General features: G+C 71.6%; 22 protein-coding genes. 6 read left to right on the top strand and 16 right to left on the bottom strand.

What is annotated here, in order from left to right; genetic code table 11:
- The first annotated feature begins 98 nt into the window (after positions 1-98).
- Positions 99-1,004, top strand: coding sequence for a 5'-3' exonuclease (locus ACRRSS_RS10855; protein ID WP_435975301.1), 906 nt, complete (start codon positions 99-101; stop codon positions 1,002-1,004).
- Between the two features lie 82 nt (positions 1,005-1,086).
- Positions 1,087-1,920: a siderophore-interacting protein gene (locus ACRRSS_RS10850; RefSeq protein ID WP_435971001.1), complete on the top strand. Its 834-nt coding sequence runs from the start codon at positions 1,087-1,089 to the stop codon at positions 1,918-1,920.
- Positions 1,921-2,305: 385 nt separating this feature from the next.
- On the opposite strand, the gene ACRRSS_RS10845 is transcribed toward ACRRSS_RS10850, so the two are convergent.
- A complete protein-coding gene (locus tag ACRRSS_RS10845; protein ID WP_435971000.1) occupies positions 2,306-2,935 on the bottom strand; it encodes a MerR family transcriptional regulator in 630 nt (209 codons plus the stop codon).
- Between the two features lie 118 nt (positions 2,936-3,053).
- On the opposite strand from ACRRSS_RS10845, the gene ACRRSS_RS10840 reads away from it, so the two are divergent.
- Genes ACRRSS_RS10840 through ACRRSS_RS10830 form a run of 3 tightly spaced genes read left to right on the top strand, consistent with a single transcriptional unit; the run spans position 3,054 to position 5,453 of the window.
- Positions 3,054-4,040 carry a hypothetical protein gene (locus tag ACRRSS_RS10840; RefSeq protein WP_435970999.1) on the top strand — a complete coding sequence of 329 codons (987 nt, stop codon included), beginning with the start codon at positions 3,054-3,056 and terminating at the stop codon, positions 4,038-4,040.
- Positions 4,037-4,489 (top strand): ABA4-like family protein, encoded by a 453-nt coding sequence (locus ACRRSS_RS10835; RefSeq protein ID WP_435970998.1) that lies wholly within the window; start codon positions 4,037-4,039, stop codon positions 4,487-4,489. Before ACRRSS_RS10840 ends, ACRRSS_RS10835 begins: the two co-directional genes overlap by 4 nt.
- Before the next feature lie 4 nt (positions 4,490-4,493).
- Positions 4,494-5,453, top strand: a complete 960-nt coding sequence (locus ACRRSS_RS10830) for an ADP-ribosylglycohydrolase family protein (RefSeq protein ID WP_435970997.1) — start codon at positions 4,494-4,496, stop codon at positions 5,451-5,453.
- Positions 5,454-5,533: 80 nt separating this feature from the next.
- Here ACRRSS_RS10830 and ACRRSS_RS10825 read toward each other — a convergent pair whose 3' ends face one another.
- The 12 genes from ACRRSS_RS10825 to ACRRSS_RS10770 form a co-directional block, all read right to left on the bottom strand.
- On the bottom strand, positions 5,534-6,841 hold the full coding sequence (locus ACRRSS_RS10825) for a cytochrome P450 (protein WP_435970996.1): 1,308 nt from the start codon (positions 6,839-6,841) through the stop codon (positions 5,534-5,536).
- Positions 6,842-7,361: 520 nt separating this feature from the next.
- Complete coding sequence (locus ACRRSS_RS10820; protein ID WP_435970995.1) at positions 7,362-10,190, bottom strand: DEAD/DEAH box helicase; 2,829 nt, start codon at positions 10,188-10,190, stop codon at positions 7,362-7,364.
- Positions 10,191-10,536: 346 nt separating this feature from the next.
- A complete protein-coding gene (gene tatC, locus ACRRSS_RS10815) occupies positions 10,537-11,439 on the bottom strand; it encodes a twin-arginine translocase subunit TatC (protein WP_435975300.1) in 903 nt (300 codons plus the stop codon).
- Between the two features lie 105 nt (positions 11,440-11,544).
- Positions 11,545-11,847 (bottom strand): Sec-independent protein translocase subunit TatA, encoded by a 303-nt coding sequence (tatA, locus tag ACRRSS_RS10810; protein WP_351899849.1) that lies wholly within the window; start codon positions 11,845-11,847, stop codon positions 11,545-11,547.
- Positions 11,848-12,031: 184 nt separating this feature from the next.
- Complete coding sequence (locus ACRRSS_RS10805) at positions 12,032-12,229, bottom strand: hypothetical protein (protein ID WP_351899851.1); 198 nt, start codon at positions 12,227-12,229, stop codon at positions 12,032-12,034.
- Positions 12,230-12,264: 35 nt separating this feature from the next.
- Positions 12,265-12,528, bottom strand: a complete 264-nt coding sequence (locus ACRRSS_RS10800) for a hypothetical protein (protein WP_435970994.1) — start codon at positions 12,526-12,528, stop codon at positions 12,265-12,267.
- 303 nt (positions 12,529-12,831) lie between these two features.
- A complete protein-coding gene (locus ACRRSS_RS10795) occupies positions 12,832-13,797 on the bottom strand; it encodes a helix-turn-helix transcriptional regulator (RefSeq protein ID WP_435970993.1) in 966 nt (321 codons plus the stop codon).
- Positions 13,798-13,813: 16 nt separating this feature from the next.
- Positions 13,814-14,770, bottom strand: coding sequence for a helix-turn-helix transcriptional regulator (locus ACRRSS_RS10790; RefSeq protein ID WP_435970992.1), 957 nt, complete (start codon positions 14,768-14,770; stop codon positions 13,814-13,816).
- 153 nt (positions 14,771-14,923) lie between these two features.
- Positions 14,924-15,304, bottom strand: a complete 381-nt coding sequence (locus ACRRSS_RS10785) for an FKBP-type peptidyl-prolyl cis-trans isomerase (RefSeq protein ID WP_435970991.1) — start codon at positions 15,302-15,304, stop codon at positions 14,924-14,926.
- A gap of 43 nt (positions 15,305-15,347) precedes the next feature.
- Complete coding sequence (locus ACRRSS_RS10780) at positions 15,348-16,286, bottom strand: FKBP-type peptidyl-prolyl cis-trans isomerase (protein WP_351899863.1); 939 nt, start codon at positions 16,284-16,286, stop codon at positions 15,348-15,350.
- Positions 16,287-16,404: 118 nt separating this feature from the next.
- Complete coding sequence (pafA, locus tag ACRRSS_RS10775; RefSeq protein ID WP_435970990.1) at positions 16,405-17,766, bottom strand: Pup--protein ligase; 1,362 nt, start codon at positions 17,764-17,766, stop codon at positions 16,405-16,407.
- Between the two features lie 69 nt (positions 17,767-17,835).
- The gene (locus ACRRSS_RS10770; protein WP_435970989.1) at positions 17,836-19,125 is read right to left on the bottom strand and encodes an MFS transporter; all 1,290 of its coding nucleotides are present in this window, start codon (positions 19,123-19,125) and stop codon (positions 17,836-17,838) included.
- A 145-nt stretch (positions 19,126-19,270) separates the two neighbouring features.
- Here ACRRSS_RS10770 and ACRRSS_RS10765 point away from each other — a divergent pair, with 145 nt between their 5' ends.
- Positions 19,271-20,296: a LacI family DNA-binding transcriptional regulator gene (locus ACRRSS_RS10765; protein WP_435970988.1), complete on the top strand. Its 1,026-nt coding sequence runs from the start codon at positions 19,271-19,273 to the stop codon at positions 20,294-20,296.
- A 97-nt stretch (positions 20,297-20,393) separates the two neighbouring features.
- On the opposite strand, the gene prcA is transcribed toward ACRRSS_RS10765, so the two are convergent.
- The 3 genes from prcA to ACRRSS_RS10750 all read right to left on the bottom strand — a co-directional run bounded on the left by prcA (position 20,394) and on the right by ACRRSS_RS10750 (position 22,406).
- Entirely contained in the window at positions 20,394-21,146 is a 753-nt protein-coding gene (prcA, locus tag ACRRSS_RS10760) for a proteasome subunit alpha (RefSeq protein ID WP_351899873.1), read from the bottom strand.
- 46 nt (positions 21,147-21,192) lie between these two features.
- On the bottom strand, positions 21,193-22,032 hold the full coding sequence (gene prcB, locus ACRRSS_RS10755; protein WP_435970987.1) for a proteasome subunit beta: 840 nt from the start codon (positions 22,030-22,032) through the stop codon (positions 21,193-21,195).
- 161 nt (positions 22,033-22,193) lie between these two features.
- Positions 22,194-22,406 (bottom strand): ubiquitin-like protein Pup, encoded by a 213-nt coding sequence (locus ACRRSS_RS10750; RefSeq protein WP_030213091.1) that lies wholly within the window; start codon positions 22,404-22,406, stop codon positions 22,194-22,196.
- Positions 22,407-22,549: the final 143 nt, after the last annotated feature.

Below are 22,549 nucleotides of genomic sequence, written 5' to 3'. Positions count from 1 at the left end.
GAGCCGTGAGGCCTTTCCCCGGTCGGCCCTCCGGGCCCGGCACCAGCGGCCCCGGAGGTGAACCGGGCCCTAAAATAAGAGGGGTGACGCGACGCCTGATGCTCCTCGACACCGCCAGCCTCTACTTCCGCGCCTACTTCGGCGTGCCGGACGCGGTCCGCGCCCCCGACGGCTCGCCGGTCAACGCCGTGCGCGGGCTGCTCGACTTCATCACCCGGCTCGTCCAGGACCACCACCCGGACGACCTCGTGGCCTGCTGGGACGACGACTGGCGGCCGCAGTGGCGGGTGGACCTGATCCCCTCGTACAAGGCGCACCGGGTGGCCGCGGAGACGGAGACCGGCCCGGACGAGGAGGAGATCCCCGACACCCTCTCCCCGCAGGTGCCGGTGATCGAGGAGGTCCTGGCGGCGCTCGGCATCGCCCGGATCGGGGCGGCCGGCTACGAGGCGGACGACGTGATCGGGACGCTCGCGGGGCGCGCAGCGGGACCCGTGGACATCGTCACCGGTGACCGGGACCTCTTCCAGCTGGTGGACGACGCACGGGGCGTACGGGTGCTGTACCCGCGCAAGGGCGTCGGCGACTGCGACCTGGTGGACGACGCACTGATCCGCACGAAGTACGGGGTGCGCCCCGACCAGTACGCGGACTTCGCCGCCCTGCGGGGGGACGCCAGCGACGGCCTGCCCGGGGTGAAGGGCATCGGCGAGAAGACGGCGGCGCAGCTGATCACCGAGTACGGGGACCTGGCGGGCGTGCGCGCGGCGGCCGAGGACCGGACGTCGAAGCTGACGCCGGCGAAGCGGCGCGGGATCGTGGAGGCGGCCGCGTACCTGGACGTCGCGCCGACGGTGGTGCGGGTGGCCGGGGACGTCCCTCTGCCGGAGTTCGACGCGACGCTGCCGACGGCCCCCCGGGACCCGGCGGCGCTCGACGCGCTGGTGAAGCGCTGGGGTCTCGGCGGCGCGGTGGGCCGTCTGCTGCCCGTCCTGGAGCGCTGACGGGAACAAACCACTGGGGCGACCTCACCCCGGGGTGCTAGCTTAGGCATACCTAAGTACGTCGAGTCAGGAGAGGCCCCTCGTGGCAGAGCAGCCCCGCAAGGCACCGAAGGCCACCGAAGCGCGCGTGGTGCGCACCGAGCGGATCACCCCGCACATGGTGCGGGTCGTACTGGGCGGTCCCGGGCTCGACTCCTTCGAGGTCGGCGAGTACACCGACCACTACGTGAAACTGCTCTTCGCCCCCGAGGGGGTCGCGTACCCGGAGCCGTTCGACATGGACCGGATCCGGGAGGAGTTCCCCCGCGAGCAGTGGCCGACGACCCGGACGTACACCGTTCGCGCCTGGGACCCGGTCCACCGCGAGCTGACCATCGACTTCGTGGTCCACGGCGACGAGGGCCTCGCGGGCCCGTGGGCGGCGCGCGCCACGGAGGGCGAGACGATGCGCTTCCTCGGCCCCGGCGGCGGCTACGCGCCGGCCCCCGAGGCGGACTGGCACCTGCTCGCGGGCGACGAGAGCGCGCTGCCGGCCATCGCGGTGGCTCTGGAGCGGCTGCCCGCCGGGGCGCGCGTGCACGCCTTCGTGGAGATCTCCGACGCCGCCGAGGAGCAGAAGTTCGCGACGGAGGACGGCATCGAGGTCACGTGGCTGCACCGGGGCGACCGGGCGCCGGGCGAGGCCCTCGTCGAGGCCGTCCAGGCGCTGGAGTTCCCGGCGGGCGACGTGCACGCGTTCGTCCACGGCGAGGCGGGCTTCGTGAAGGAGCTCCGCCGGCATCTGCGCCTCGAGCGCGAGATCTCGCGCGAGCGCCTGTCGATCTCGGGCTACTGGCGCCTGGGGAAGTCGGACGAGGCGTGGCGCGCGATCAAGCGCGAGTGGAACGACCAGGTGGAGCGCGAGCAGGAGAACTGACCTCGCGGCGGGCCGGGCGGAGAACGAGCCCCTGCCCCTGGACCCGACGCGACAGCAGAGGAACCGAGGCCTGGGGCCCGGGGGCCGACTCCCCCGGGCCCCAGGCCCTTTCCTCAGGGGTGCGGCCTCCGCCACCCAGGCCGGGGACCGAGCCAGGACGTCTGTCCGCGCGAAGGCCGGGCCATGACGCCCGCCCACGCACGGACCGCACTACGTCGTCCCGACTAGGCCCTCCCGGCTGAGCTGTCCGGGCCGAGCTGTCCGGGCCGAGTCGTCCGGGCCGAGCTGTCCGGGCCGAGCCGTCCGGGCCGAGCCGTCCGGGCCGAGCCGTCCGGGCCGAGTCGCCCCGGCCGAGCTGCCGGGCCGCGTCGTCCGGGTTAAGTCGTTAAGTCGTCTGCCCGAAGGTGCGGTCCGAGGCGTCCGTCTGGGCCATGCGCCGTAGGGCCGAGAAGATCGCGTCACCGACGACCGTTCCGACGACGACGCTCTCGACGAGCTCCTCACGCGCCACGTTGCGCGACACGTACTCCAGGTCCGCCCGCGCCACCCCTTCCGCCGCGTCCGCGTAGACGTCCAGTACCTCGGCGAACCCCCCATGGCCGACCTCTTCCAGGGTCGCGAGCGCCACCGCCAGCGCCTCCGAGGCGGGGCCGGTCGGCTGGGTGCGCCAGCCGCGCGCCTCGATCAGCGCGGCGACCTGCTCCCGCGCCTCCTCGACTCCGGAGCCCGGCTCTTCGTAACGGGGCACCAGTCGGCCGGCCACCGTGCCCAGCACCTTGTGCACCTGCCTCCCGGGGTCGTCGATCTCGCCGATCACCTCGCGGATGCTGGCGACCGACAGGCCGCCCACATCGAGGAGCGCCCGGATCAGGCGGAGGCGCTGGACGTGCGTCTCCCCGTACGCGGCCTGGTTCGGGCTCGTCAGTTCACCGGCCGGCAGCAGCCCTTCTCGTACGTAGTACTTGATCGTCGGCACGGACACCCCGGCCCTGCGACTCAACTCTCCGATGCGCACCGCGTGTTCACCTTCCTGGCCTTGCTCCGGCCTTGCCGACCGGCACCCCCATCATAGATAGTGGCGCTATCAGATAGTGGCTAGTGCCGCTATCCATACATCCCACGGGGGGATAGGTATGTCCTCGCTGCCCTCACTCACCCGGCTCCACCGACCACTGGTCTGGTTCGCCGCCTCCATGGGCGTCCTCGCCCTGATCTCCGCAGTCGGCATTCTCGTCGACGACCGCATCCTGGTCGGCGTACCGATCTGGACCAAGCCGTTCAAGTTCTCCGTCTCGTTCGTCGCGTACGCGCTCTCGCTCGCCTGGATGCTCTCGCTGCTGCCCCGAGGACGCCGGGTCGGCTGGTGGGCCGGAACGGTGGTCGCCGTCGCCAGCGCCGCCGAGATGGTGCTCATCACCCTCCAGGTGATCCGCGGCAAACAGAGCCACTTCAACCACTCGACCCCCTTCGACGACGCCGTCTTCCAGATCATGGGCGCCACCGTCGTCATCCTGTGGCTGGGCGCCCTGGTCATCGCGGCCCTCCTGCTGCGCGCACGGATCCTCGACCGGGCCATGGCCCGGGCCGTCCGGCTCTCCTCGCTGATCGCCCTGGCGGGCGCCGCCGTGGGCTTCCTGATGGTGCGTCCGACTCCGGAACAGCTGGCGGACGACAACACGCCGATCTCCGGCGCCCACTCCGTCGGCGTCCCGGACGGCGGCCCGTCGATGCCGCTGACCGGCTGGGCGAGCAACGGCGGCGACCTGCGCGTCGCCCACTTCTTCGGCATGCACGCGCTCCAGCTGCTCCCGCTGCTGCTGCTCGTCCTGGCCGCACTCGCGCCGCGCTTCACCCGCCTCGCGGACGAGCGGGTACGGCTCCGGCTCACGCTCACGGCCGCGGCGGCGTACGCGGCGACCTTCGTCCTGCTGACCTGGCAGGCGCTGCGCGGCCAGGCACTGCTCGCACCGGACGGAGTGACGCTGGCGGGAGCGGGGGCGATCGTGCTGCTCGGCGCCGCGGCCACCGCACTCTCCCTCCGGGGGGCCTCCCCCTCCCCCACCCCCACCCCCTCCGCCCCCACCCCCACCCCTCACCCCTCCCAGGAGTTCACGTCATGACGGGCTTCCTCTTCGAGCTGACGTTCTTCCTGGCAGCGCCCGTCTGGCTGCTGATGATCTGTGCGCCGACCTGGCGGATCACCGAGCGCGTCGCGGCCTCACCCCTGACCGTCCTCCCGCTCCTGGTCCTCTGGGCGGTCCTGGCCGCCCCCGTCGCACCAGAGCTGTGGACGGCGGTCAGCAGCCCCGACATCGACGCCTTCCGGGACCTGGTGGCACTGGGCAACGGGGCCGGGGCGATCTGGGCGCAGATCATCGCCTGGGACCTGCTGCTCGGCCAGTGGATGTACCGCGAGGCCCGCCGCCTCTCCGTCCCACCCCTCCTGATGGCCCCGCTGCTGCTTCTGACGATCCTCCTCTCCCCCATCGGGTTGCCACTGTTCCTGGTGGTCCGCGCGGTGTGGACGTCCAGGGCGCGGACACGAGCCCAGGAGCCCGCTCTACGCTGACCGGATGCGAGACACCCATCGCTCCGGCCGATACGTTCGACGTGACCGATCCGTCGGCGCCGTCCTCGGCTCAGCCGCGGGCGACGCCCTCGGCGCTCCCTTCGAGTTCGGGCTCCCGGGTGTCTTCCGGGAGCGTTTACCCGACGGTGTCGGGGAGTTGTGCGGGGGCGGCGGCTGGGATCCGGGCGAGGCCACCGACGACACGCAGATGGCCGTCCTCGTCGGGGAGTCGCTCCTCGAACGAGGTGGGCTCGATCTGCCGGACGTCTTCGACCGGTTCCGCCGCTGGGCGGCGGCCGACCCCAAGGACATCGGCCTCCAGACCGAACAGGTCCTGCTCGGCGGAGACCCCTGGGACCTCGCCGCCGCCATGTACTTCCAGCTCAACGCACGGGCCGCCGGCAACGGTTCGCTGATGCGCGCCTCGACCTCCGCCGTGTACTTCGCGGCGCGGGGCCGGACCGCGACGATGGATGCCGCCCGCCGCCTCAGCGCGCTGACCCATGGGGACGGTGCGGCCTGGGAGGGTACGGCGATCCTCCACGAGCTGGTCCGCGTCGCCCTCCTCGGCGAGGACCCCGTCACCGCCGTCCCCGCCACCCTCGCGGAGGTGGACCCGGCGCACCGGGAGCGATGGGCGGCGGCCCTGACACCCGACTGGCACCCGGACGACGCCACCGAGTTCAACGGCGCGGTCTGGCCCTGCCTCGGCTCGGCGGTGTGGGCGCTGCGTACGACAGGCTCCTTCGAGGAGGCCCTGGTCGCGGCTGTCGACCTGGGCGGGGACACCGACACGGTGGCGGCCGTGACCGGCATGCTCGCGGGCGCCGTGTACGGGGCAGCCGCGATCCCCGCCCGCTGGACGGCCACCCTGCATGTCCCGCTTCCGGGATGCGGCGAACGGGTCCTGCGCGCCGACGACCTCCGGCAGCTGGCGATCGATCTGACCACCGACCCCGCCTGAGCCTCGCCCTCTTCCCTGCGCTCCGCGCCCCTGCGCTCCTCGGCCCTGTCCTCCTCCCCCTTCCCCTCCCCCGCCCCGCGTCAGCCCCGCGCGTGGACCGTCGCCAGGACGTCGCGGTCCGGCTGCAGGGTGAGGCTCGGGACCGGGAGGATCTCGTCGGCGGTGAGGTCCAGGTGGTAGCGGCGGGCGAGGACGGCGAGGACCAGGACGGCCTCCACGAGGGCGAACCGGGTGCCGAGGCAGACGCGGGGTCCTCCGCCGAAGGGGAACCACGCGTACTCGGGTATCTCCTCCGCGGGTTCGCCCCCCTGGCCGATCCAGCGCTCCGGCCGGAAGGCCTCGGCGTCGCCGTACCAGCGGGGATCGCGGTGGGTGGCCCACTGGCTCGACCAGACGCGGGTGCCGGCGGGTACGGGCATACCGCCGAGCGTGGCGCCTTCCTTGGCGAGGCCGGTGAGGAGCCAGATCGTCGGGTAGAGGCGGAGGGTCTCCTTGATGACGGCCTGCGTGTAGGTGAGGGAGGCGTAGTCGTCGTAGCCGGGTTCGTGGTCGGCGAGGACCCGGTCGAGCTCCTCGGTGAGGGCGTCCCGCACCCGGGGGTTGCGGGAGAGGAGGTACCAGGCCCAGACGAGGGTGGAACTCGTGGTCTCGTGGCCGCCGATGTAGAGGGTGACGGTCTCGTCGCGGATCTCCTGGTCGGAGAGGGGGGCTCCGGTCTCGTCCCGGGCGGCGAGCAGTCGGCTGAGGAGGTCGGGGCGCTCGGTCTCTCCGTCGCGGTGGCGGGAGACGACACGGGACACCTCCGCGTCGATGACGGCGGTGGCCCGTTTGATGCGGGCGCGGCCCGGGGTGGGGACCCAGTCGGGCAGTATCGCTCCGATGCCGCTGAACTCGGCGCCGATCTCCTTCTGCGCGACGTCCATGGCCTGCCCGATGGCGTCGGCGTCGGCGGCGGTGTCGACGCCGAAGATGGTGCGGACGGCGACGAGTTGAGTGAGGGCGGCCATCTCCTTCTTGATGTCGATGTGCTGTCCGTCGGTCCAGCGGTCGGCGAGGTCGACGGCGCACTCCGTCATGGTCGCCGCGTAGGAGCGGACCTGCTTGGGGCGGACGGAGGGCTGCACCAGGGAGCGCTTGCGTCGCCAGTCCGCCCCCTTGGAGACGATGACGCCGTTGCCGAGGAGGGTACGGAAGGCGATGCCGAGGTCCGGCTGGTCGAAGCTATGCTCGACCTCGGTGAGGAGTTCGCCGACGGTGTCGGGGTGGGCGATGAAGAGAGACGGTTTGCGGCCGAAGCGCCAGCGGACGAAGTCGCCGCGGTCCCGGAGCTGTTCGAAGAAGGCGAGCGGGTTCTTGCCGAAGGCGGGCAGGCTGCCGAGGAGGGGCATCCCCCGGGGCCCGTCGACGACAACCGGAGCCGGAGCCGGAGCGTCAGCCGACGGCCGAGTCGCGGACCCGGCCGGCCCGGAGGCCCCGGGCGGAGCCTCGGCCTCAGCCAGCTCAGAGGCCCCGGGCGGAGCCGCAGCCGCCGTCCGGACCGGCCCCCCTGCACCTGTCGACGGCCCCTCGTCCGGTGTTCCGGCGTGCGGATGACCGGCTTGTGTGGTCATGGACGTCCCCTCCCCAACTGACCTTCCCTGCTTGTGAGTCCATGCAAGCGGAAGCCCCCTGCCCGCGCCACCCCTGTGGACAACGGCCTGTGGACAACCGTCTGGAGGACGGCTTGGACCAGTGCCTGGAAGACGGCCCGGAAGTCGGCTTGGAAGACGCCTTGGTCGACGTTCCGAGCAGCGGCCCGGACGATGCCCAGGACGTCCCGGGAAACCGAGGTGCCCGTGGCGTGATCGCCACGGGCACCGGCCGCGAAGAGAGGGAGGACGAGGAGCGTCGTCAGCCCCGTCAGCCCCGTCAGCCCACCGAGCTGTACGCCACGACGCCCCTCAGCAGCGCGTCCACGGCCTTGCGGGCGTTCTTGCCGACGGTGCTGTTCTCCTTGGGCGCCGCCGCCGCGATCTGTCCGAGGACGTCGATGACCTGCTTGCACCAGCGGACGAAGTCACCGGCGGGCATCTCGGCCTCGCGCAGCACCTCGTCGAGGCTCTTGTCGGAGGCCCACTGGTAGGCGGCCCAGGCGAATCCGAGGTCGGGTTCGCGCTGGCCGACCCCCTCCGCCTGGTTGATCTTGAACTCCTCTTCGAGGGCGTCGAGACGGCCCCAGATCCTGACCATCTCGCCGAGCGCGGCCTTGGCGTTGCCCGTGGGCAGCTTGGGCGCGACGGCGTCGTCGGACTGGCGCGCCTCGAACACCAACGCGGATACGCAGGCGGCGAGTTCGGCCGGAGTGAGACCTTCCCAGACACGGTCGCGGAGGCATTCGCTGGCGAGCAGGTCGAGTTCGCCGTAGAGCCGGGCGAGCCGCTTGCCGTTCTCGGTGACGTCGCTGCCACGCAGGTAGTCGAGCTCGGTGAGGAGCGCGACGATGCGGTCGAAGGTCCGGGCGATGGTGTTGGTGCGACCCTCGATGCGCCGCTCCAGCTGCTGGGTGTCGCGCTGCAGACGGTGGTAGCGCTCGGCCCAGCGTGCGTGGTCCTCGCGCTCGTCGCAGCCGTGGCAGGGATGGGCGCGGATCTCGGTGCGCAGCCGGGCGATCTCGCGGTCGTCGGCGGCGGCGGAACGCTGCTTGTGGTGGCGCTCGGGGTTGATGTGTCCGGCCTTGCTCCGCAGCGCGGAGGCGAGGTCGCGGCGGGACTGGGGGGAGCGCGGGTTGAAGGACTTGGGGATCCTCATCCGCTCCAGGGCCTCGACCGGGACGGGGAAGTCGATGGAGGCGAGTCTCTTGACCTGCCGTTCGGCGGTGAGGACGAGGGGGCGGGGCCCGTCGTGGTGCTCGAAGCCGCGGTGGCCGTTGGTGCGGCCTGCCGGGATGCCCGGGTCGAGGACGAGGGCCAGTCCGGCGAACTTGCCGGTGGGGACGTGGATGATGTCGCCGGGCTTGAGCTTCTCCAGGGAGCCGGCCGCCTGGGCGCGGCGCTGGGCGGCGCCCTGTCGGGCCAGTTCGGTCTCGCGGTCCTTGAGGTCGCGGCGGAGCCGCGCGTACTCCTCGAAGTCGCCGAGGTGGCAGGTCATGCCCTCGCGGTAGCCGTCGAGTCCCTCTTCGTTCTTCTGCACCTGCCGGGAGATGCCGACGACGGAGCGGTCGGCCTGGAACTGGGCGAAAGAGGTTTCGAGGAGCTCGCGGGAGCGGTGCCGGCCGAACTGGTCGACGAGGTTGACCGCCATGTTGTACGAGGGCTTGAAGCTGGAGCGCAGCGGGTACGTGCGGGTGCCGGCGAGGCCGGCGAGGTGCTCGGGGTCGAGACCGCGCTGCCAGAGGACGACGGCGTGGCCCTCGACGTCGATGCCGCGGCGTCCGGCACGGCCGGTGAGCTGGGTGTACTCGCCGGGGGTGATGTCGGCGTGCTGCTCGCCGTTCCACTTGACGAGCTTCTCGAGGATGACGGTGCGCGCGGGCATGTTGATGCCGAGGGCGAGCGTCTCGGTGGCGAAGACGGCCTTGACCAGGCCCCGGACGAAGAGGTCCTCGACGACTTCCTTGAAGGTCGGGAGCATGCCGGCGTGGTGGGCGGCGATGCCCCGCTCCAGGGCTTCGAGCCACTCGTAGTAGCCGAGGACGTGGAGGTCCTCGGTGGGGATGGCGGCGGTGCGCGCCTCGACGATCTCGCGGACGCGCTGGCGTCCCTCGTCGTCGTTGAGGCGGAGTCCGGCGTAGAGGCACTGCTGGACGGCGGCCTCGCAGGCGGCGCGGCTGAAGATGAAGGTGATCGCGGGCAGGAGTCCCTCGGCGTCGAGGCGCTCGATGACCTCGGGGCGGCCGGGGGTCCAGATGCGGGAGCGCTGGCGGCGCTCGCGCTCGCGGTCGGCCTCGCGGATCATCTTGCCGCGTCGCCGGTCGCGCGGGTTGTACGTGCGCGTGTTCTCGGTGCGGGCGAGGCGGAGGAGGTCGGGGTTGACCTCGCGGCGGGAGGCGCCGCGGCCACCGTGGTCGGTCTCCTCCTCGAAGAGGTCGTACATCCGGCGCCCGGCGAGGACGTGCTGCCAGAGCGGGACGGGGCGGCTCTCGGAGACGATGACCTCGGTGTCGCCTCGGACGGTGTCGAGCCAGTCGCCGAACTCCTCGGCGTTGGACACGGTCGCGGAGAGTGAGACGAGGGTGACCGACTCGGGGAGGTGGATGATCACTTCCTCCCAGACGGCGCCGCGGAAGCGGTCCGAGAGGTAGTGGACCTCGTCCATGACGACGTATCCGAGGCCGGAGAGGGCCTGGGATCCCGCGTACAGCATGTTGCGGAGGACTTCGGTGGTCATGACCACGATCGGCGCGTCGCCGTTGACGCTGTTGTCACCGGTGAGCAGGCCGACCTTGTCGGCGCCGTACCGCTTGACGAGGTCGGCGTACTTCTGGTTCGACAGCGCCTTGATGGGGGTCGTGTAGAAGCACTTGCGGCCCTGGGTGAGGGCGAGGTGGACGGCGAACTCGCCGACGATGGTCTTGCCGGAGCCCGTGGGTGCGGCGACGAGTACGCCCTTGCCCGCTTCGAGGGCCTTGCAGGCCTCGATCTGGAAGGGGTCCAGACCGAACTCGTACATCTCGCGGAAGGGGGCCAGGGCGGTGGCCTGCTCGGCGTTTCGAGCGAGGGCGGCCGCGTACGCCTGGGCTGGTGTGAGGTCCTCTGTCATCTTGTCGTCGAGCCTACCCGCGACGTGTGACAGTGACGCGATCTTTATCGAGGGGATGTGGAGGAGCCCCGTCCGGGGTCTGATCGGAGCTCCCGGAGGCACCCACCCCGGTCCGGTCACCGCCCCGCCCGGTACCCGGTGGCGTCCCGGGTCGCGGCCCCCGCTCACGGCCTCGGTCGCCGCTCCGGCCGGGGGCCTCGTCGGAGGCCGGGGCAGGACGCCGGTCAGAGCGCGTTTCCCGTCGCAAAACAGGCCCCCGGACACAGTGGGCCCTGGACGACGCGAGCCGGTCCCCGGGACGGCGTCCGGGGGACCGGCGAGATTTCGTCCGGGGGGACCGGCGAGGTCAGGTGATGTCGTCGTACCCGTTGACGCGGTGCGCGGGGGTTCCGCCGGGCTCGCCGGTGGCCTGCTCGGGCAGGGCGCGGGGGGCGCCGACCGGTTCGACGACGCCGACGGCGCCGGGGACGAGGTCGAGCGAGGAGGCCTCGTCGTCGTCGAGCTCGGCGTCCGGGTTGTTGCGCTTGCGCCGCCGGTCGTTGAGGAGGGAGAACCCGACGGCCCCGAAGTACAGGACGGTGATGGGCCCGGCGAGGGCGATCATGCCGATGGGGTCGGTGGTGGGGGTGATGACGGCGCCGAAGACGAAGACGCCCATGATCACGCCGCGCCACCAGCCGGCCATGCGGCGGCCGGTGAGGACACCGGTCAGGTTGAGCATCACCAGGACGAGCGGCAGCTCGAAGGCGAGGCCGAAGACGAGCACCATCCGCAGGGTGAAGTCGAGGACGTCGCCGAGCGAGAGGATGTTCGCGGAGCCCTCGGGCGTGAGGCTGATGAGGACCTTCACGCTGATGGGGAGGATGAGGTACGCGAGGTAGGCGCCGGCGGAGAAGAGCGGCACGGCCGCGCCGACGAAGGCGTACGTGTACTTCTTCTCGCTCTTGTGCAGCCCGGGCGCGACGAAGGCCCACAGCTGGTAGAGCCAGACGGGGCTGGCGACGACGAGGCCGACGGTCAGCGAGAGCTGGATCGTCGTGCTGAACGGGGCCATCAGCGTGTTGAAGGAGACGATGGCGCAGTTGCCGCCGTTGCTGGTGACGCCCGGTGCGCAGGTGGGCACCGAATGCGTCAGGAACTGCATCAGCTCCTCGCTGTACACGAGGGCCACGATCGTCACCGCGGCGACGGCGAGGAGTCCCTTCGCCAGTCGGTTGCGGAGTTCACGCAGGTGCTCCACGAGGGGCATCCGGCCCTCGGGATCCTTCTCCTGCTTGCGGGCAGACTTGGGCAACCCACGTCCTCATCTCGTGCGGCAGGCCGCCGCCCGGTGCGGCGGCCGCGGCGGACCGGGTCAGCGCTTGGTGGTGTCCGACGGCTCGGTCACGGGACGTGCGCTGGTCACGTCGCCGGGAGCGGCCTGGATGGTGCGCGGGGCGGGCTGGTCCTGGGCGGTGGTGGGCGTGCCGGTTCCGGCGTGCGGCGGGTCGGCGGGCGCGCTCTGCTGGTCGTCCGACTTCATCGCCTTGGCCTCGCTCTTGAGGATGCGGGCCGACTTGCCGAGCGAGCGTGCCATGTCCGGGAGCTTCTTGGCGCCGAACAGCAGGATGATGACGACGAGGATGAGAATGATCTCGGTGGGGCCGAGCCTACCCATAGCTTTTACCTTCTTCACCGAGGCGACATGGAGTGCGTGCCCGGCGGGTCGGACAGGTGTCCGGCCACCGCGCTGTCTGCGATCGTAACCCGCAGGAGTAAACGCAGGGCAATGCCCGTGCATACTCCCGATTGCGTCCCGCGCGCCCGGTTCAGGGCCGCTTCACGCAGCGTACGGCACGGAATCAGCGCAGGGACTCGCCGGTTCGGGCCAGTCCCACGGCGGCGGATTCGAGGTCTTCGGCGGCCTGGTTGATCCGCTGTGTGGTGTGGGCCACTTGACGTCCGAGGCGCTGGACCTCGATGAAGACCTTGACGGCGAGGACGCCGAGGACGGCGATGCCGAGGAAGCCGAGGGCGATGGCGAGCATGGGCCAGAACATGTGACGAGCCTAGACGTTGGCCAGGGTCCGGGCGCTCAGACGGTGGTGTGGAGGCGCAGGGTGCGGACGCCGCCGCCGGTGAGGAGTTCGACGATGCGCTCTCCGGCGGGCTTGCGGACGGAGCTGCCGCACTCGGGGCAGGTGAAGGAGTAGAAGGTGGTGCGGCGGCTCGCCCCGATGGCGAGGCGCAGGGCGCTCGCGGAGAGTTCGAAGCGGGAGCGGCAGTCGGGGCAGGCGGCCTTGAAGAGGACCGGGGCGATGGTCGCCGTCAAACCGTGCATCGTGGACATTTCCCTCATCTCTCCAGACTCCCGCGCTTCCGCGCCACCTGCGCCCACTCCCACGACCGGCCGCACCACGTGCCTCCGGGTCACCGACCGCCCATGTTCTCCGGTCTCCCGGCCGCGCCACGTACCTCCGGTCTCCCGGCCGCACCATGCGCCTCCGACTCACCGGCCGCACCACGCGCCCCGGTCCACCAGGCCGCACCACGTGCTTCCAGTCCCCCGCCGCACCACGTGCTTCCAGTCCCCCGCCGCACCACGCGCCTCCGGTCCACCACTGGCTCTACGTCAGTACCAGCGTCTCCCTGTCGGGGAACGTCACTCGCCGTCGTACGCGGCGAGTGCGGCGGCCGCCGCGGTCCTGGCGCTGTCGGCGAGTTCCCGCGGCGCGACGATCCGCCCGTCGCTGCCCAGTCGCAGCCCGAGCCGGCGCAGCGAGGCGGGGTCGGGCGTGCGCAGGGTGATCCGCAGTCCGCCGTCGGGCAGCTCCTCGGCCCGGTCGTGCGGGTAGTACTCGGCGACCCAGCGGCCGCCGGGGCCGACCTCGACCACCACCTCGGGGTCGTCGGCGGAGGGCTGGACGAGCCCCTCGGAGAGGTCGCGCAGCTCCAGCTCGGGCGGGGCCGCGTGCTCGTCGAGGATGCGGATCTCGACCACACGGTCGAGGCGGAAGGTGCGGCGCGCCTCGGAGAGGCGGCACCACGCCTCCATATAGGTGTGGCCGACGGCGAAGAGCCGGATGGGGTCGACCTCGCGCTCGGTGAGCTCGTCGCGGGCGGGCGAGTAGTAGCGCACCCACAGGCGGCGGCGCTCCGAGATCGCGCGGTCGACCTCGGCGAAGACGCCGCCCTCGGACTCGAAGGTCACCGAGAGCCGTGAACTGGCCCCGGCGGCCTCGCCGGCCGCGGCCTCCAGCTTGGCGGTGGCGCGGAGCAGCGCCTCCCGGTCGCTCTCCCGGAGTCCCGGCAGGGTGGCGACGGCGCGGGCGGCGACCAGGAGGGCGGTCGCCTCGTCGGCGGCGAGCCGGAGCGGCGCGGCGGCTTCCGCGCTGAGCGCGCTCGGGTTGCGCCACCAGATCCGGTCGCCGTCGGTGTCGATGTCGAGGAGGTCTCCGCCGCGGAAGCTGGTGCCGCACATGGGCAGCACGTCGAGGTCGGAGATCAGTTCGTCCTCGGTGATCCCGAAGGCGCGTGCGACGTCGGCGACGTGGGCGCCGGGGCGCTCACGGAGGTAGGTGACGAGCGAGAGCATCCGCCTCGTCTGGTCGATCGCGTTGGCAGCCATGCGGTACGTCTCCCCCTCAGCCCTTGGCCACGGCGCGCAGCCGGTCCACCACGTCGGCCCGCAGATCGGCCGGTTCCAGTACGACGACGTCGGGGCCGAACTCGACGAGCCAGGCGTCGAGGCCGTGCCCGTACGGGATCTCCAACTCGTCCCAGCCGTCGGTGCCCTCGCGCAGGGACTGGGCGCGGGCCCGCAGCGGGTAGCCGCAGCCGGCGCGGAGCCGGATCCGGGCCGAGCGGGTGGCGGTCTCGCCCGCCCAGCTCTCCACGGTCTCGCGGACGGTGACGACGTCGGGGACGGGCGCGGAGAAGGCGCCGGCCCGGGAGCGGACCTTGCCGGTGATCCGGGAGAGGCGGAAGACGCGCTCGGCGCCGCGGTCGCGGTCCCAGCCGGCCAGGTACCAGTGGCCGCGCCAGCATTCGAGGGTCCAGGGCTCGACCTGGCGGGTCTCGGGGCGGGCGGCGTTGGCCTTGCGGTAGTCGAAGACGACGGGCCGGCGGTCGCGGCAGGCCAGCATCAGCGGCTCGAAGGCGGCCTCGTGGACCGGGATGCGGGGTTCGAGGGCGCTGGGCTGGGTGTCGTACGAGTCCTCCGCCTCCGGCATTCCGGCGGCGCGGAGCTTCTGGAGGGCGCCGCTGGCGGCACCGGCGAGGCGTGCCTGCTGCCAGACCTTGGCGGCGAGGCCGAGTGCGGCGGCCTCTTCGGCGTCGAGGGTGATGGGGGGCAGGCGGTTGGAGTCGCGGCGGGCGAGGTAGCCGGTCTCGCCCTCCAGGTTCTCCACGGTCTCGATGACGAGGCCGAGCTCGCGGAGGTCGTCCTTGTCGCGCTCGAACATGCGGTTGAAGGCATCGTCGCCGCTCGCTTCGAGGTAGGCCTCGATGGAGCCGCGGAGTTCACGCTTGCTCAGCGGACGGCGTGTCCCGAGCAGGCACAGCGCGAGATTCATCAGCCGCTCGGACTTGGCAATCGCCATCGACGCCCTGCACCCTTCCGCCGGATCCACTTGTCGGACGTCCGACCGTACCGCCCCGGAGTGTTTGGGCCAAAGCCGAGGGCCCCCGCCACGGATGGCGGGGGCCCTCGGAGGACCGTCGACGGCCGGGACGGGTCCCGGCCGGTCACCGGGTCAGCGCTTGGTGACGCCGACGAGGTCGCAGACGAAGATCAGCGTCTCGCCCGGGGCGATCTTGGCGCCGGCGCCGCGGTCGCCGTAGGCGAGGTGCGCGGGGATGACCAGCTGGCGGCGGCCGCCGACCTTCATGCCCTGGACGCCCTGGTCCCAGCCCTGGATGACCTGGCCGGCGCCGAGGTTGAAGTCGAGCGGGGCGCCGCGGTTCCAGGAGGCGTCGAACTCCTCGCCGGAGTCGAAGGACACACCGACGTAGTGGACCTTCACGAAGTCACCGGCTTCGGCGAGCTCGCCGTCGCCCTCCCAGATGTCCTTGATCTCCAGGTCCTTCGGCGGCTCGCCACCCGGGAAGTCGATCTCGGGCTTCTCGATGCTCACTGAACTGCTCCTCATACTGATGAACTGCGTGATCGGGACAGTCTTACATCTTCGTGAGGATGTCCACGGCGAACACCAGCGTGGAGTTCTTCGGAATCCCCTGCTTCTCCTCGTTGCCGAACGCCTCCGACGGCGGGGCGACGATGAGGACGCGGCTGCCGATCTTCTTGCCGACGAGGCCGTCCTTCAGGCCCTTCAGCGTGAGCTGCGCGAGCGGGAAGTTCGCGGGCTTGCCGGTGGTGTACGTCGAGTCGAAGACCTTGCCGTCCTTCCAGAGGGCGGCGACGTAGTTCACGACGACCGTGTCGGTGGCCTTGACGGCCTCGCCCTTGGACTCGAGCACGTAGTTCGAGACGAGCTTGGTCGGCGGGGCGACCTTGGGGACCGTCAGCGTGGGCGCCTTGCCGTCGGTGTTCGTCCCGACCTTCGGCAGGTCCTTGTTGTCCTGGGCGACCGGGGTGCCGGTGGCGGACTTGGGGATGGTGACGGACTTCAGGATGTCCACGACGAAGACGAGGGTGGCGTTGGGCTTGATGTCGCCCTGGCCCGCGGCGCCGTAACCGAGCTCCGGCGGGATGCCGATCTCGACGCGGCTGCCGACCTTCTGTCCTTCGAGACCCTGGTCCCAGCCCTTGATGACCTGGCCGGCGCCCAGCGTCAGGTCGAAGGGCTGACCGCGGTCGAAGCTGTTGTCGAAGGGGGTGGTGGAGTCCCAGGCCTGACCCAGGTAGTTCACCTGGAGCGCGTCGCCCTTCTTCGTCACCGGGCCCTTGCCCTCGCTGATGACGTTGACCTTGAGTTCCTTGGGCGGGGCGCCCTCGCCCTTGGCGAGGGTCGGCTTCTCGCCGAACTTGGCCCCCGCGGTGATGGCGGGCAGGCCGTTCGTCATCGAAGCGGAATCGGAGCCCTTGTCGTCGCTGCCGCACGCCGCTGTCGAGAGCAGCAGCAGCGGGACGACGAGAAGGCCGGCAAGTCGGCGCACGTGTTCCTCAGATCTCAGACGGCACAGTAGTTGTGCCGACACTCTAGGCGCTCCTCCTGTCACGTCGAGGGCCCCGCACGCCAAACGTGCGGGGCCCCACCTGGCCGGTACGACCTGCCTACATTCCGGCGATCAGCTTTTCGACCCGCTCGTCGACGGAGCGGAACGGGTCCTTGCACAACACCGTGCGCTGCGCCTGGTCGTTCAGCTTGAGGTGGACCCAGTCGACGGTGAAGTCCCGTCGCTGCTCCTGGGCGCGGCGGATGAAGTCGCCGCGGAGCCGGGCCCGAGTGGTCTGCGGGGGCACGGACTTGCCCTCGAAGATCTTCATGTCGTTGCAGATCCGGGCCGCCTGGCCGTTCTTCTGCAGCAGGTAGTAGAGGCCACGGCGGCGGTGGATGTCGTGGTAGGCGAGGTCTATCTGCGCGACCCTCGGGTTCGACATGGTCATGTTGTGCTTGGCCCGGTAGCGCTCGATGAGCCGGTGCTTCATGACCCAGTCGATCTCGGTCTCGATCCGGTCGAGCCGCTCGCTCTCGATGGCGTCGAGGGTACGGCCCCACAGCTCCAGGACCTGGGCGACGGTCCCGGTCCGGATGCCGCGCCGGTCGACGAAGTCGACGGCCTTGTCGTAGTACTCGCGCTGGACCTCCAGGGCGGAGGCCTCGCGGCCGCTGGCGAGCCGGACCTTGCGCTGGCCGGTGATGTCGTGGCTGACCTCGCGGATGGCCCGGATGGGGTTCTCCAGGGTGAGGTCGCGCATCACCGTGCCGGCCTCGATCATGCGGAGCACCAGATCGGTGGCGCCGACCTTGAGCAGCATGGTCGTCTCGGACATGTTCGAGTCGCCGACGATGACGTGCAGCCGGCGGTAGCGCTCCGCGTCGGCGTGCGGCTCGTCCCTGGTGTTGATGATGGGGCGGGAGCGGGTGGTCGCGGAGCTGACGCCCTCCCAGATGTGCTCGGCGCGCTGGGAGACGCAGAAGACCGCGCCCCGCGGGGTCTGGAGGACCTTGCCCGCGCCGCAGATGAGCTGCCGGGTGACGAGGAACGGAATGAGGATGTCCGCGAGCCGGGAGAACTCTCCGTGGCGGGCGACGAGATAGTTCTCGTGGCAGCCGTACGAGTTTCCGGCCGAGTCGGTGTTGTTCTTGAAGAGGTAGACGTCGCCCGCGATTCCCTCCTCGTGCAGGCGGCGTTCGGCGTCGACGAGCAGGCCCTCGAGAATGCGCTCGCCGGCCTTGTCGTGGGTGACCAGTTCGGTCACGTTGTCGCATTCCGGTGTGGCGTATTCCGGATGCGATCCCACGTCCAGGTACAGGCGGGCGCCGTTCCGCAGGAAGACATTGCTGCTGCGGCCCCATGACACGACACGGCGGAAGAGGTAGCGCGCCACTTCGTCAGGAGACAGTCGGCGCTGTCCCCTGAACGTGCACGTGACGCCGTACTCGTTCTCCAGCCCGAAAATGCGGCGGTCCATGTCTGAACATTACGCCTGACGGCCTGTGCTGAAACCGGGTTGGACGTTCCCGTTTCGATCATTTTCCGATCAGTGCGTGTTCTTTTCGCTGTGTACGGCGGTGGGAGAGCCCGCGACGACGGCGTGTCGCGCCTCGGGCGCGGGGGTTTCGCGGGCGGTGGGCGAGCCGAGTACCCCGAGCACACCGCCGGTGGCCAGGAGGACGAGGAAGGCGATCAGGCCGCCCGCCCCGGCGACGGCGAACCCGGTGACGGTCCCGGCGAGTTCGACGGCGGGTCCGGCGACGGCGGAGCCGAGGGCCGACCCGACGCCGAAGGTGGTGACGAGCCACGAGAAGGCCTCGGTCACGGTGCCGCGCGGCGCGTGGCGGTCCACGACGATGAAGGCGCAGGCCAGGACGGGCGCGAGGAAGAGCCCGGCCAGGGCCGCGAGGCCGGACATGGCGACGGGGCCGGGCGTGAGGACGAGCGGCAGGTAGCAGACGGCGAGGAGCAGCACGAGGACGCGGAGCCGCCGTTCGGGGGCTCCGGACCACTGCCGGGCGCCGTAGGCGACGCCGCCGACGAGCGCGCCGAGCCCGAGCGCGGCCATCAGCCAGCCGTAGACGGAGGGGGTGCCCCGGTCGTCGGCGTACGCGACGGCGGCGACGGTGATGGAGCCGAGCGCGAGGCCGACGAAGAAGAAGGAGCCGAGGAGGGCGAGGAGGCCCGGGGAGCGCAGGGCGCCCAGCCAGTGGGCCTCCCGGGGTGCGGAGCGCCAGGCGCGGGACGGCTCGGACAGGACGACGACGAGGGCGCCGAGGACGCCGAGGAGGTTGATGACGAGGAGGGCGGCGGCGGGTGACCAGAGGGAGACGAGGAGGGTCAGCAGCAGGGGGCCGACGGTGAACATGACCTCCTGGGCGACCGCGTCCATGGCGTACGCCCGGTGGACGCGGTCCTGGCGGCCGAGGACGCTCGGCCACAGGGCGCGGAGTCCGCCCTCCAGGGGCGGGGTGAAGAGTCCGGCGACGACGACGGCCGCGTAGGCGAGGGCGAGGTGGCCGGTGCCGGTGAGGGCGAGCAGGGCCATGCCGAGGGCGGAGAGGACCGCGGCGGGCAGCTGGACCCGGGGCTGGCCCTTGAGGTCGACGGCCCGCCCGAGGAGGGGCTGGCCGAGGGCGGTGGCGACGCCGTAGGCGGCGATGAGGCCGCCGGCGAGGGTGTAGCTGCCGCCCTGGTCGCGGACGAAGAGGGTGATGGCGATGGGGCCGACGCCGTTGGGCAGGCGCCCCACGAGCGTGCCGGCGAGCAGCCGGGCGGCGTGCGGCGCCCGGAGTATGTCGAGATAGCCGCCTCGTGCCGGGGCCTCGGTGGCCATGGTGGTCTCCCCTCGCCCCGGACCCGCCGAGGTTTTACGTATAACGTCTGCCGTCATACGTACCATGTCGGCTGTACGCGGGTCCACCCCGCGACCGGGCCGGGACCGTCCCGCCGGCCCGGGACCGTACGACGCGGAGGCTTGTGTGCAGACCCCGGAGCCGCTCGGCGGCACCCGCCCCACCAGCCGGGACGTCGCCCGGGTCGCGGGCGTCTCCCAGGCCACCGTCTCCCTCGTGCTCGGCGACAAGTGGCGCGGCCGTGTGTCGGAACGCACCGCCGGGGCGGTGCGGGAGGCCGCCCGGGGTCTCGGCTACCGGCCCAACCTCGCCGCCCGCAACCTCCGGCTCGGCCGCACCAGGACCGCGCTCCTCGTCGTCCCGGCCCTCACCAACGAGTTCTTCGCCCGGGTCTACACCGGCGCAGCCACGGTCGCCGCCCGGCACGGCTTCGGCGTCGTGCTCTACCCCTCCCCCGACGGCGTCGGTCCCGCCAGGGACCCCTTCGCCTCCGCGCGGGCCGCCCTCGACGGCGTCATCGCCTCCTCGATGGCCTCGGACGCCCTCAAGGCCTTCCGGGGCACCGACCTGCCCCTGGTGATGCTCGACAGCGACCCCGCCGACAGCGCCGCGGCCGCCCACGTCAACCTGGACATCGCGGACGGCATGCGCCAGGTCACCGGGCACTTGCTCGCCCTCGGCCACCGGCGGTTCGTCCACCTCGCCTCCGCCGTGCCCTCCTGGACCTTCGACGTCCGGGCCGCCGCGCTCGCCGAGGCCCTCGCCGGGGTGTCGGTACGGACCGTCCGGGCGCCCCTGGACGTGCACGGCGCCATGACCGCCACCGAGCTCGCCCTCGCCGGCCCCGGCCCCCGGCCCACCGCCGTCGTGTGCGACGACGACATCCTCGCCGCCGGCGCCTGCAAGGCCCTGCGGCGGCTGGGGCTGCGCGTCCCCGAGGACGTCTCGGTCACCGGCTTCGACGACCTGGCGCTCGCCACCGCCGTCGAACCCGAGCTGACCACCGTCGCGCTGCCCGCCGAGCGCATCGGGGAGCGGGGCATGGCGGCCCTCCTCGCCGTTCTGGCGGGCGAACCCGCCCAGCCGGACGAACTCCCCGTCAGCCTGGTCCCGCGCGGCTCCTCCGGCCCCGCGCCGGCCACGGGCCCCTGAGCCGCCGAGGACGGCACGGGCACGGGCGGACCCTCCTGAACGGCGCGGGGCCCCGGCGCGCTGGTGCGCACCGGGGCCCCGCGGGCGGAACCGGGGACTACTCCTCGGGAGCCTCGTCCGAGGGCTCGTCCGTCTTCGTCACCGCCGCGTTGTCCGCCTGGAGGAGGCGGGACAGCTGACGGCCGACGATCCGCTTGAACTTGCGCTGCTGCGGGCGCGTACGGTCCAGGACCGCCACCTCCAGTCGCTCCGCGGGGATCTCCCGCTCGCTCCCGTTGGTGTCCCGCGACAGGGCCTGTACGGCGAGCTTCAGGGCCTCGGCGAGGGACATGCCGTCCCGGTGCCGCTGGTCCAGGAAGGTGCTGATCTGCTCCGCGTTGCCGCCGACGGCGACCGAGCCGTGCTCGTCGACGATCGAGCCGTCGTGGGGCAGCCGGTAGATCTGGTCGCCCGCGGACTCGGTGCCGACCTCGGCGACGACCAGCTCCACCTCGTACGGCTTCTCCCCCGCGCTGGAGAAGATCGTGCCCAGGGTCTGGGCGTAGACGTTGGCCAGGCCGCGCGCGGTGACGTCGTCCCGGTCGTAGGTGTAGCCCCGCAGGTCGGCGTAGCGCACGCCGCCGATGCGGAGGTTCTCGTACTCGTTGTACTTGCCGGCGGCCGCGAAGCCGATCCGGTCGTAGATCTCGCTGAACTTGTGCAGTGCGCGCGAGGGGTTCTCGCCGACGAAGACGATTCCGTCGGTGTACTGGAGGACGACAAGGCTGCGGCCTCGGGCGATGCCCTTGCGGGCGTACTCCGCCCGGTCGGCCATGGCCTGCTGGGGTGAGACGTAGAACGGAGTGGACACCGGCGGTCCGTCCCTTTCTTCTGGGCTTCTACAGGGCGACGAGTGGTCAGAGCAGGGCGGCGCGCGGCCCGTCGGGCTGCTCGAGACGCCGCTCGGTGACCGATCGGGCCAGCCCGGAGGACTCGGCCTCGGTGAGCCTGCGGTAGCCCTCCTCCGTGATGACGGTGATGATCGGGAAGATCCGGCGGGCCATGTCCGGGCCGCCGGTCGCCGAGTCGTCGTCGGCCGCGTCGTAGAGCGCCTGCACGACCAGCGTGGTGGCCTCCTGCTCGCTCAGGTCGGCTCGGTAGAGCTTCTTCATCGACCCGCGCGCGAAGATCGAGCCGGAGCCGGTGGCGGCGTACCCGTGCTCCTCGGAGCGGCCGCCGGTCACGTCGTAGGAGAAGATGCGGCCCTTCTCCTTGGCCTCGTCCCAGCCCGCGAAGAGCGGCACGACGGCCAGCCCCTGCATGGCCATTCCGAGGTTGCCGCGGATCATGGTGGAGAGACGGTTCGCCTTGCCCTCCAGGGAGAGCGTGACGCCCTCCACCTTCTCGAAGTGCTCCAGCTCCAGCTGGAACAGCTTGACCATCTCCACGGCGAGACCGGCGGTGCCGGCGATGCCCACGGCGGAGAACTCGTCGGCGGGGAAGACCTTCTCGATGTCCCGCTGCGCGATCATGTTGCCCATGGTGGCCCGCCGGTCACCGGCGAGCACGACCCCGCCGGGGAACGTGGCCGCCACGATGGTCGTCCCGTGGGGGGCCTGGACGATCCCCTCGGGAAGCTCCCTGCCGCCCGGCAGCAGCCCCGGCGAGTGGTCCGCCAGAAAGTCGATGAACGAGGACGAGCCCGGCGTCAGGAAGGCCGCCGGCAGACGCCCGGTGCTACGAGGGTTGGCTTCCACGCGATTCCTTCCGGGTGGGAGAGTCGGCCCGCCGTGGGAAGCGCCGGCCGATCTTGGTTGCTGTGCACGGACCTTACCCGTGCCACCGCTTGTCATCCGTCCCCGGACCCACGGCTTTCGCCGGGGCTCCGGGGACGGAGGACGACAGGAGCGTGAAGCGGCTACTCGCCGCCCTTCTGCACGAAGGAACGCACGAAGTCCTCGGCGTTCTCCTCGAGGACGTCGTCGATCTCGTCGAGGACGGAGTCCACGTCCTCGCTCAGCTTCTCCTGGCGTTCCTGGAGGTCGGAGCTCGCCTCCGTGGTGGTCTCCTCGACCTCCTCCGTGGAACGCGTCGCCTTCTGCTGTCCGCCGCCGGTGTCCTTGGTCGCCATATCCCTCACCCCGCTCGAAATCGGCCCGCTCGGTTGAGTCCGTACAAGATCAGACCTTATAGGTCGGGTCTGACTTCGGCCCCGCAGTTTCCACAACGCCCGGGCACTGTTTCCATGATTCCCAGTGCCGGGGTATTTCAGGC

The organism is Streptomyces sp. Qhu_M48 (assembly GCF_051305195.1).
Classification (GTDB): domain Bacteria; phylum Actinomycetota; class Actinomycetes; order Streptomycetales; family Streptomycetaceae; genus Streptomyces.
Note: the sequence above shows the minus strand (reverse complement) of the source record. Positions and strands in the feature narration are given on the sequence as shown.

Excerpts from the sequence above, each read along its gene's own strand:
- ACRRSS_RS10855 (WP_435975301.1), top strand. The coding sequence starts at position 99 with ATGCTCCTCGACACCGCCAGCCTCTACTTCCGCGCCTACTTCGGCGTG.
- ACRRSS_RS10840 (WP_435970999.1), top strand. The coding sequence starts at position 3,054 with ATGTCCTCGCTGCCCTCACTCACCCGGCTCCACCGACCACTGGTCTGG.
- ACRRSS_RS10835 (WP_435970998.1), top strand. The coding sequence starts at position 4,037 with ATGACGGGCTTCCTCTTCGAGCTGACGTTCTTCCTGGCAGCGCCCGTC.
- ACRRSS_RS10830 (WP_435970997.1), top strand. The coding sequence starts at position 4,494 with ATGCGAGACACCCATCGCTCCGGCCGATACGTTCGACGTGACCGATCC.
- ACRRSS_RS10825 (WP_435970996.1), bottom strand. The coding sequence starts at position 6,841 with ATGCCCCTCCTCGGCAGCCTGCCCGCCTTCGGCAAGAACCCGCTCGCC.
- ACRRSS_RS10820 (WP_435970995.1), bottom strand. The coding sequence starts at position 10,190 with ATGACAGAGGACCTCACACCAGCCCAGGCGTACGCGGCCGCCCTCGCT.
- tatC (WP_435975300.1), bottom strand. The coding sequence starts at position 11,439 with ATGCCCCTCGTGGAGCACCTGCGTGAACTCCGCAACCGACTGGCGAAG.
- tatA (WP_351899849.1), bottom strand. The coding sequence starts at position 11,847 with ATGGGTAGGCTCGGCCCCACCGAGATCATTCTCATCCTCGTCGTCATC.
- ACRRSS_RS10805 (WP_351899851.1), bottom strand. The coding sequence starts at position 12,229 with ATGTTCTGGCCCATGCTCGCCATCGCCCTCGGCTTCCTCGGCATCGCC.
- ACRRSS_RS10800 (WP_435970994.1), bottom strand. The coding sequence starts at position 12,528 with ATGAGGGAAATGTCCACGATGCACGGTTTGACGGCGACCATCGCCCCG.
- ACRRSS_RS10795 (WP_435970993.1), bottom strand. The coding sequence starts at position 13,797 with ATGGCTGCCAACGCGATCGACCAGACGAGGCGGATGCTCTCGCTCGTC.
- ACRRSS_RS10790 (WP_435970992.1), bottom strand. The coding sequence starts at position 14,770 with ATGGCGATTGCCAAGTCCGAGCGGCTGATGAATCTCGCGCTGTGCCTG.
- pafA (WP_435970990.1), bottom strand. The coding sequence starts at position 17,766 with ATGGACCGCCGCATTTTCGGGCTGGAGAACGAGTACGGCGTCACGTGC.
- ACRRSS_RS10770 (WP_435970989.1), bottom strand. The coding sequence starts at position 19,125 with ATGGCCACCGAGGCCCCGGCACGAGGCGGCTATCTCGACATACTCCGG.
- ACRRSS_RS10750 (WP_030213091.1), bottom strand. The coding sequence starts at position 22,406 with ATGGCGACCAAGGACACCGGCGGCGGACAGCAGAAGGCGACGCGTTCC.